Consider the following 9,604-nt stretch of genomic DNA (forward strand, 5'->3'; position numbering starts at 1 on the left):
AGCCCGAAAAGCTCGATGGTCTCGTAGGTGTTAGCGGTGTCGTAAGCCATGTTCTTTCTCCAGATATTGGGTTCGACCACCACGTGAGTGTGGGGGCATGGCCGAATGCCTGGTTTCCGAATCTGCCCGGGTCAGGGACGGCGCAGCCGCCGGCTTGCCGGGCGCAAAAGTTTTCCGCGCGCAGCACCGGACACATGCGCGCGCTCACGCACGGGACCGCCCCGCGCCACGGGCACCGCCCTCGCCGAAAAGTTTTGCGATCCTTGACGCGGGCTGATTTGGGGGCCATCCGGAGGATATGCTTCCACGCTCATGTGTGTGTGTTTTGACGGTAGGTTTGCCCGACCCGAGCAGGCAAACGACCCGACCGGACGCGGGAGACGGATGGAGCGGCGGGATCGTTTTGGCCTCGGGCCAAAACAGACCAGAGCGCAATCCGGCGGAGCGGCCGGGGAGGGACGTGCTCGCGAGGCGGGCAAACCGGGGGCCTGGGTGCAACGCCGCGGTGAGGCCGCATGGCCGAATGCGCGACGGACCGAAGGGCCGTTCTCCCCTGCGACACGCGAAGCCGAGCTGGGGAGGCCGCAAGGCTGGGACTCAGGTTGATGGTCGAGTGCACAAAACCGACACACTCCGCATGCAAACCGTGCAAATTGTCTGGTCTATTAAAGGGTTCGGATGTAGAAAAGACCCTATCAACGCTGAAAATGATCATTTAGAAAGAGCAGTTCGACTTTGGCTTCCGCCCAACAACTCATCGGTCTCGTCAAGAGCCACGCAGAAGGGGACGCTGATCGTTTTTACGATCTGGCGATGCAACTCTCGGCGGCCGAAGAGCAGAAGGGACACACCCGGCTGGCTGAACAGTTGCGGCAGTGGGCTGAAGCGGGGCAAAAGCCGCCAGCAAAGCGAACCCCTGCAGTCACCCCTATCGCAACGCCTCGCGGCGATCTTGCAGAGTTTCTTGCCGCGTCCTATCCGACGGAGCGACTCGTCGATGTAATCTTACCGGATAGGATTGGGAGTGAACTGTCGCATCTCGTCTTCGAGACGCGTATGCGCGAAAAGCTCGAGGCAAAAGGCCTGAAGCCGCGGAGGCGCGTTCTCCTCTCTGGTCCTCCCGGTACCGGCAAGACACTGAGTGCGTCAGCACTGGCCGGGGAGCTGCAGTACCCCTTATTTTCGGTCATGCTCCACGGTCTAATAACGAAGTTCATGGGCGAAACGGCGCAAAAATTGAAGATGGTCTTTGATGCCATCAAGACGACACGCGGTATCTACCTGTTCGATGAAATTGACGCTTTGGCTGCGGCCCGAGGCGGTGAGAACGATGTCGGCGAAGCCCGGCGGGTTCTGAACTCATTCTTGCAGTTCCTGGATGAAGACACAGGGCCTTCGATCGTCGTCGCCACTACAAACTTGCCGGGAATTCTTGACCGCGCCGTGCTGCGCCGCTTCGATCTCGTGTTGCCCTATGTGATGCCCGATGGTCCCGCCATCCGACAGGCACTCGAACGCCGTCTGATCGGTTTCTCGTTCAATCGAATAGGATGGAAGCGGGTGACGGATGTCGCCACTGGCCTCTCAACGGCCGATATTGTGGCGGCGGCGGAAGATGCCGCGAGACGTGCGGTTTTGAATGATACTGACAAGATTGCGACACAGGATTTGCTTGACGCCCTCGAACGCCGACGGTCGCTCCAAGATTTAGGGACCAATGACAATGGCACGAGAGCTTCCACACTTCCACCTTCGCAATCTAGGACAACCTCGCCCATTCAAGGCAAAGGGCAGGGGCGGGTCCAAAAGACCAAGTGATGTCCCCAATCGCGCTGCGCACGCCCAAGCGCTGCTTCAGGCCATCGACGCGTTGCCGGATATTTCGGCCACTGAGCTTCCCGGCGTTTATCTCGAAATCAGCTCCCGTATCGACGAGCGCCTGAAAAAGGATAGCCTAGACGCCAGTGGCCTTATGCTTCTCCGCATCGAAGATTTTCCTATTCCAGGTGGCGCCCAAGAGCGTGCGACGGTGTTTGCAACAGCCAAGGGTATTGAGAACCTGCGCAAGAAGGTCGACCAGTTTCGGACGGAAGACACGCCTGATCGCGAAAAAGATGGTGAATTCATCCTGGGCCGACCAAAGAATGCAGACTTGGTTCAAAGCGTCACTGCCATTACGGAAGCGGGATTGCGTGCCCTCTGGCGCAGCCCGCCGGGCAAGTTTCCCGCGGCGGATATTGCGGCAGTCTGGGAGGTTTGGCTCGAGCCCCAAATGACCGAGGCCTTCGTTGCAGCAGCGCCTAACTATGGTGTGACTGTGGGCGCGGATCGGCTGGAGTTTCCCGAAGATACAGTGGTGGTCGTCCAGGCCGATCGCAATCAGCTTGCCCAAGCCGTCCGGCGACTGGGTGGCGTACGCGCACTTGCCGCTCCGACAATCACTGCAGATTTCTTTGACGGCTTGCCGGTGGTCGAACAGGCACAGTGGGTTGATGAGCTTTCAGGCCGGACCACCTATTCGGATCACCCCAATGCTGGCTACGTTACGCTCCTGGATACTGGTGTCAGTCGGGCGCATCCTCTGATTCAGCCGGCGCTTAGCGTGGATGATCGACATGCCGCAAATCCGGCTTGGGGATTGGAGGATGTGAAGGGCCATGGAACGCAGATGGGAGGACTCGCGCTCTTTGGCGATCTGACGCAAAAACTTCATCAGGCGAACCCAGTTATGGTCATGAACCGTCTGGAATCCGTCAAACTCCTGCCAGATGCCGGCATGAACCCGCATCATCTCCTAGGCGCGGTGACCAGGCAGGCGATCAATGCGGTCGAACAGGTTGGTCCCCGACGCCGTACTTTCACCATGACGACGACGACGGGTGAGGACACGCCGCACGACGGTGCCCCGACCTCGTGGTCGACGGAAGTCGATCAGCTTGCCGCCGGTGTTTCAGGTGGACTCAGACAGCAGCGCCTGGTGCTGGTTTCGGCAGGGAATACCGACAACTTCACCTTTGGTGCCGGAAACTACCTCGACCGATGCGATCACGAAGACAACGAGATCGAGTCGCCTGCCCAAGCGTGGAATGTTTTGTCTGTTGGAGCCTTTACCGAGAAGACTGTACTGCCAAACGGAGACCCGGCCCAAGCGCTTGCACCATTCGGCGATCTATCGCCAGCTTCGAGAACTGCATCGTGGTCGTCCCATTGGCCGAACAAGCCGGACGTTGTCCTTGAGGGCGGAAACTGGGCGCTAAGTGCCATGCCTCCGCCAATGCGGCACGGATGGTTATCGCTCCTTTCGACGCACCATAATTATCCGGTCCGATCTTTCACATTCACCTTCGACACCAGCGCTGCGACAGCGCTTGCAGCGAAGGATGTAACGGAACTCTGGTCGGATTATCCGACACTTTGGCCCGAGACAGTCCGTGGTCTCTATGTGTCTTCCGCGCGTTGGACTCAGCAGATGCGAGCACATTTGCCGGCCCAAGCGAACAAAGGTCATTACATGCCGCTTTTTCAGCGCTATGGATTTGGCGTTCCGGACATGGCCCGTGCCCGCCGCAGCGCGTCGAACGCGCTGACACTCATCGTGGAAGACACGATTACACCCTACGGAATCTCCGAAAAGACCGGCGGTGATGTCCACAATGAGTTGAAGCTTTTCGCACTACCCTGGCCCGTTGAGGCTTTGCGCGCGCTCGGCAATGCCGACGTTACCTTGCGGGTGGCGCTAAGCAGCTTTATTGCTCCAAACCCGTCAGAAGCCTCACGCGGCGTTCGTTATCGCTACGCATCCCACAATCTGCGGTTCCAACTCAATCGCGCCGGCGAGAACGAAGCCCAATTCCTAGCTCGGATCAGCAAGGCGGCCGAACAGCCCGACGGTCCCGCAAACGACGAGGATGATCTTTGGGAATACGGTAGCAATCGGCGCCATGTCGGATCGCTGCACATCGATCAACTGACTTGCAAGGCATCAGATCTCGCAAGGCGAAACTTGTTGGCCGTTCACCCAGTCACTGGATGGTGGAAATCCAAAAAGCTTCTCGCCGAAGGTTTGCCTTCTGTGCGCTATGCATTAATCATAGAAATTGATGCGGAAGGGTTGGACACCGAACTCTATGCCGAGGTTCAAGTAGCTGTCGAAGCCCTAATTGCCGCTCAAGCGGTTGTGCAAGTTTGACTCTATTGGAGACCCTGTGCAGCGCTTCCAATCTAGACAATGCATCTACATCGGACCGCCTCATGCAATCGCCATTCGATCGCTCGACTGACCCAGACATGGAAAAAGGGGAACCGTGGTCCCACGGCTCCCCTTTCGGTTCAGATCGTCTCCCCCTCGCGCGCCGATTAGGCAACCAGCGACAGCCCCGCGCCTGCGTCCTGCGGTTGCTCACCGCTGTCGATGAACGGGATGATCGAGAAGGTCTGCCCGCCGCGCTGTTCTTCGTTCTGCACGGCGTTGACGCGCAGGTCGCCATCAGGCGTGTTGATCAGCAGCGACAGGTAGTCATTGCCCGTGCGGCTGCTTTTGGCCATCCAGGCCGAGCCAACGCGGATCGGTGTGCCCCGGGGCGAGCTGACCTCGATCCGGTAATCGGGGTGGGTCTCCTCGGATTTGTAGCTGTTCTCGATCAGCATGAACTCCAGATCGAACATCATGTTGGCGATGTAGCCGGTGAAGGCGTTGTCAGCGTCCATGGCGGTGAGCTCGCCCGAGATCGAGCCGGATTTCATCAGGCCGTTCGAGACCAGCGGGATGATCTCGAATTCGCCGCTCTGGGCCGCGCGCGCCTCTTTCGTCTGCACCGCGTTGACCCGGAACGGGCCGAGGCCGACATCGATCTGCATCGAGATGTAGGGGTTGCCGCTGGTATTCCCGGTCTCGTTCCAGGCCGTGCCGATACGCACCTTGCGGCCTGATTTGTTGACTGCCGTCACGTCGTAATCCGGGCTGCGAGCGGACATCTTGGCCCGTGCCTCGAGCTGGATGGCGATGTCAAAGCGCGTCGAATGGATCATGCCGGTGTACTCGGCGGCTGCGGTCTCGACATTGCGGGTGAGGGTTCCTGCGAACATGGGATGGTTCCTTTTGGATTGGCCGGTGCCTGACGTTTTTGCCAACGCATCCGGGATTGCTTTCTCGACCCCTTGAGGGATCACAAATCAGAAAGCCTGCTTTCCTTTCAGCCCCGCCCACGGGTCAAAGCTGCCGTCCGAGTGGGAATGCCCCCGCGCCTCCGGGTGCTACGCCCCTCCCCTGCCCGTCTGGTCTTGATTGGTTGCCCGGATTTTCTGCGGCGTCCTTCGATTGCGCGACGAAGAACTCCGTTTCTTTTCCGTTCAACCGGTGCCCGCCCCGGTCGGTCAGACCGATGCAGCTACCATTCGGCACATAGGTGATGAGGTACTGACCGAGCCGGTCCTTGTGGACAACGTAGCCGGTATTGGCCCAATGCACGGTCTGGCCGGCATCAACGGCCGCCTTGATGTCTTCGAGTGTCATGCGAACCTCCTTAAGAAGAATGGTGGGGAAACGACGCAAGAAGTCCGATCTTCCGACCGGGCTTCCATGCAAGATTTGTTTGGCAAACGGCCGAGAGCTGTCAGGCGCTTTGCGTGGCTTGCGTCGCGCGCGACGCCATCCAATCCTTCAGGCCAAGAACCGTTCTTCCGGCGGCGACCTCGGAGGCCCAGGCAACCCTTGGGTCGCCGCAGGGCTCATTGCCGACATGCCGGTCGATGTGGCCATTTGCCATCCATGGCTCAGGCTGGATCCGTCGCAGCCAGTCCGCCATGCTCGGAATGCGGCCCTGGCAGTCTTCACGGATATGCTGCTCGCCGATCCAGCGCACGGGAATGTCCCGACCTGCTCTATTGGTCAGGGACAGGCCGAAGACACGTTCGGCCTCATACAGCCCTTGGGCATGGTGACGCATGGCTCGGTGCGTGAAGAGCGCGAGGTGCTCTTTCGAGGCATCGAACCAGTCATGTATGGACTGATAGTCAGACGGCACCCCGCCGAATTTCCGGGCAGAGCTTTCAGCATGATGAAGCGGATGGGCCATCTCAAAGACCCTCGACATAGCTGTGCGAGCATTCGACATAGCGGTCCGCGTGATCGAGGATGATGCTGTCTAGTGCTATGTCCCATGTCAGCGTGCCGTAGCCGCCCTCGTTGTTTTCGAACCCCGGGTGATGGTGATAGGCCAGCGACCAGGCGAAGTCGCCAACCTCTGTGGCAAGCGGCTCCGGCAGTTGGATCTCTGCAGGCTGCACCGTCACATCCTCGACATTGCCGGAGTCGCCATAGCCTTCGTATTCGGCAGCGACCTCGTTGATGCCAAGCGCACGTAGTTGCGCGAGCAGTTCCGCTCGGGTCGCCTTCAAGGTGGTTTCGCGCTCTGCACGCCACTGAGCCGCCATTGCGGCATAGTCGATCTGTGGATTGGTCATGGGTCTGTCCTCTTGTCTGAATTTGGGGGGAGCGGGCGTGGCATTGGTCTGCGCGCGCCCGGAAAGCGCAGACCGGTCAAATCCAGATCCGCGACGCCCGACCGAAAGCCCGCTTTGACTTTTCAGGCGGCTTGGTCCGCCGTGATAGCAGGCCCCTGCCCCACGATCCGGGCCAGAATGCTGCCCGTGTCGATCCCGTCCCCATGCGGCAGGAACACCCGCAGCTGGAAGGAAATGATCTCCGTGAAACACCCCATGGCCTTGAGGCCTTCGATCATGCCCTTGTCCGCGCCGCCAAGCTCGAGGCGCATCTCGCCTGCGACCCGGCGACGGGTCAGGGTCAGTCCCCGGCCCAGATCGACAGGTTCGGTGGTGCCGAGGGCGGCGGTCAGCATCTCCTGCGGTGTTTGCGGGTTGGAGACGAGGAAGCGGGCGCGCAGCGCTGCCGCCCCTTCTTCGCTCAGCGTGCGCCCGATCATCGCCGTCGTCCCGTCAGGCGTGACCCGGTAGATGCGTTCATTGGTGGTCGGAATGTCCTTCCAGATCGGCAACAAGAGCCCGGTCAGCAGGTAGAGCTTGGTTGTGGTGGTTTTTGGCAGGGACGCTGCCTCGGCATCCCAAAGCTTTGCAAACTCGGGCCTTTCGATGTCTTCCCAGGCCGAAGACGTGAACCGCGCCTCCTCCAGGTAGCTCGACCCGTTTGGCCGCACAACCTTGCGCATCAGCGTGACGATGTCTTCGTCATACATCTGCATGGGCCGCGCCGAGATGAGCGCCGCGCGACCGGAGGCGCGATTGACCATCGGCAGCTTGTCCGGATTGCGCGATATGGCGTCATCCGCCGACAGCACGTGGACCGGGTCCGTCACCTCGAGCCCGATGATCCGCGTCACGGCGCCAGATTTCGGGCAGGTCCAGAGATCCTCCATGGAGACCTGTTCGATCTTTTCGCCACGCAGGGTTTCGACGCCGAGATCGAGCGTGCCTGCCGCGCGCGCCCTTTCCGTCTGATCGGTGATCCGGCGCATGAACTCGGCAAAGAGGGCGTTCTGCATGTGGATGGGCAGGGCCAGAACCCGGTTGAGGAAGCGCTGGATCGGGGGAAGCTCCTCAAGCAGCACCCCGTCCTTGTCGATCAGCCGCAGGGCCGTCCAGTCGGTGAAGTTCTCGTAGCTCATCGCCTCGGCGCGCCCGGCGGCAAGATCGGCGAAATACCCACGCAGCGCCGCCCGCGCGATCGGGCTTTCGAGATTATCCTCCTCGCGGAACATGCCTTGCGAACCGGTCTCGCGCTGGCCCTTGGTCAGGGCCCCCAGCTGGTCGAGGCGTTTGGCTATAGTCGAGGTGAAGCGTTTCTCGCCATGCACATCCGAGGTGCAGACCCGGAAGAAGGGCGCGCTGACCTGGGCAGAGCGATGCGTGCGGCCGAGCCCCTGGATGGCCGCATCCGCGCGCCAGCCGGGCTCCAGAAGATAGTGCCGCCGCCGTTTCTGGTTCTTCGCCGTTTGCGCCGCATGGTAGGATCGGCCCGTCCCGCCCGCATCGGAGAAGATCAGGATATCCTTTTCGCCGTCCATGAAGGCTTGGGTCTCCGACGAATTGCTGCTGGCGGCGCGCTTCTCGATGAAGAGATGACCATCCTCGGCCTTCAAAGGGCGGATGGAGCGCCCGGTGACCTCTGCGACGGCCTCGTCGCCAAAAGCCCAGAGGATCTGATCGAGCGCCGAGGGGATCGGGGCGAGCGTCATCAACTCCAGCATGGCCGCATTGCGCAGGGCGAGCGCCTCGCGCGTGACAACGAGCGCGCCGGTCTCATCCCGCAAAGGTTCCGCCACCATGTTGCCGTCAATCTCCACGAGCTTTTGCGCATGAATCGGGAAGGCCTGTTCGAGGTAGCCGAGAACATAGTCGCGCGGCGTCAAGGCACCCTCGACGAGTTCATCCTCGGGATCCATCGTCTCAAGCCGGCGTTTCAGCAGACTCTCGCCCGTCGAGACCACCTGGATGACGCAAGCCTTGCCCGCCGCCAGATCGTCCTCGATGGCGCGGATAATGCTTGGAGCCTTCATGCCCATCAGGAGATGGTTGAAGAAGCGCTGTTTCGTGCTCTCGAAGCGGGATTTGGCCGAGGCGCGTGCGGCCGACGCATTGGTCTCTCCCGAGGCGTCGTTGACGCCGGTCGCCGTCAGCGCCGCTTCGAGATTGTGGTGGATCGTCCGAAACGCGCCCGCATAGGCGTCGTAGATCTCGATCTGGGCCGAAGTGAGCGCGTGTTCGAGCACGTCATACTCCACGCCATCAAAGCTGAGGGCGCGCGCCGTGTAGAGGCCGAGCGTCTTGAGATCACGCGCGACCACCTCCATGGCAGCCACGCCGCCGGCTTCCATCGCAGAAACGAAGCTCTCGCGGCTTGGGAAGGGGTATTCGGGGCCCTGCCCCCAGAGCCCCAGCCGCGCGGCATAGGCCAGGTTGTGCACGCTCGTGGCGCCCGTGGCCGAGATGTAGAAGACGCGAGCGCGGGGTGCTGCCAGTTGCAGCCGCAGGCCAGCAAGGCCCTGCTGGGAGGGTTTGACCCCCCTGCCCTGCTCGGACCCTGCCGCGTTCTGCATGGCATGGGCCTCATCGAAGGCAAGAACGCCGTCAAAGTCTTCACCCATCCAGGCGAGGATCTGGCTCAGTCGCGTGGTGCCGCATTTGCCCGCGGACCGCAGCGTGGCGTAGGTGACAAAGAGGATACCGTCGCCCATCGGGATCGGCTGGTCCGGTTTCCATTTGGAGAGCGGCTGGATGTCGGCTGGCGAGCCGCCGAGATCGGTCCAGTCGCGGATCGCGTCCTCGATAAGCGTGGCGGATTTGGAGACCCAGATCGCCTTTCTGCGCCCGGCCAGCCAGTTGACAAGGATGAGGCCCGCGCATTCGCGCCCCTTGCCGCAACCGGTGCCGTCGCCGAGGAAATAGCCAAGGCGATAGGCACGTGCATTCGGGTCATCATCGGCGCGCGTCAGCTTGGTCTGGTCCTCATCGATGGTAAACCGACCGGGCAGATCACGCCCATGGGCATCATGTGCCATGATGATGGTTTCCAGCTGCGCCTCGGAGAGATCTCCCTCCTCGATCAACCGTGCAGGCAGGCGCAATTCCG

7 protein-coding genes are annotated in these 9,604 nt (G+C 61.0%); 2 read left to right on the forward strand and 5 right to left on the reverse strand.

Features of this window, described 5'->3' with window-relative positions:
- Positions 1–735: 735 nt before the first annotated feature.
- Both QQL78_RS20240 and QQL78_RS20245 read left to right on the forward strand, forming a co-directional pair.
- Positions 736–1,818 carry an AAA family ATPase gene (locus QQL78_RS20240; RefSeq protein WP_089423637.1) on the forward strand — a complete coding sequence of 361 codons (1,083 nt, stop codon included), beginning with the start codon at positions 736–738 and terminating at the stop codon, positions 1,816–1,818.
- 52 nt (positions 1,819–1,870) lie between these two features.
- Positions 1,871–4,189, forward strand: a complete 2,319-nt coding sequence (locus QQL78_RS20245) for a S8 family peptidase (RefSeq protein WP_250161509.1) — start codon at positions 1,871–1,873, stop codon at positions 4,187–4,189.
- 167 nt (positions 4,190–4,356) lie between these two features.
- On the opposite strand, the gene QQL78_RS20250 is transcribed toward QQL78_RS20245, so the two are convergent.
- The 5 genes from QQL78_RS20250 to QQL78_RS20270 form a co-directional block, all read right to left on the reverse strand.
- Positions 4,357–5,085: a DUF736 family protein gene (locus QQL78_RS20250; RefSeq protein ID WP_066010382.1), complete on the reverse strand. Its 729-nt coding sequence runs from the start codon at positions 5,083–5,085 to the stop codon at positions 4,357–4,359.
- Positions 5,086–5,209: 124 nt separating this feature from the next.
- Positions 5,210–5,512, reverse strand: coding sequence for a hypothetical protein (locus QQL78_RS20255; RefSeq protein WP_089423635.1), 303 nt, complete (start codon positions 5,510–5,512; stop codon positions 5,210–5,212).
- A 100-nt stretch (positions 5,513–5,612) separates the two neighbouring features.
- Positions 5,613–6,074: a DUF6915 family protein gene (locus QQL78_RS20260; protein ID WP_100269191.1), complete on the reverse strand. Its 462-nt coding sequence runs from the start codon at positions 6,072–6,074 to the stop codon at positions 5,613–5,615.
- Position 6,075: 1 nt separating this feature from the next.
- A complete protein-coding gene (locus QQL78_RS20265) occupies positions 6,076–6,462 on the reverse strand; it encodes a DUF6878 family protein (protein ID WP_284376548.1) in 387 nt (128 codons plus the stop codon).
- 122 nt (positions 6,463–6,584) lie between these two features.
- Positions 6,585–9,604, reverse strand: a 3,020-nt coding sequence (locus tag QQL78_RS20270) for a strawberry notch family protein (protein ID WP_284376551.1), incomplete at its 5' end; no start/stop codon positions are given.

It is taken from the genome of Sulfitobacter pacificus (assembly GCF_030159975.1).
Lineage (GTDB): Bacteria > Pseudomonadota > Alphaproteobacteria > Rhodobacterales > Rhodobacteraceae > Sulfitobacter > Sulfitobacter pacificus.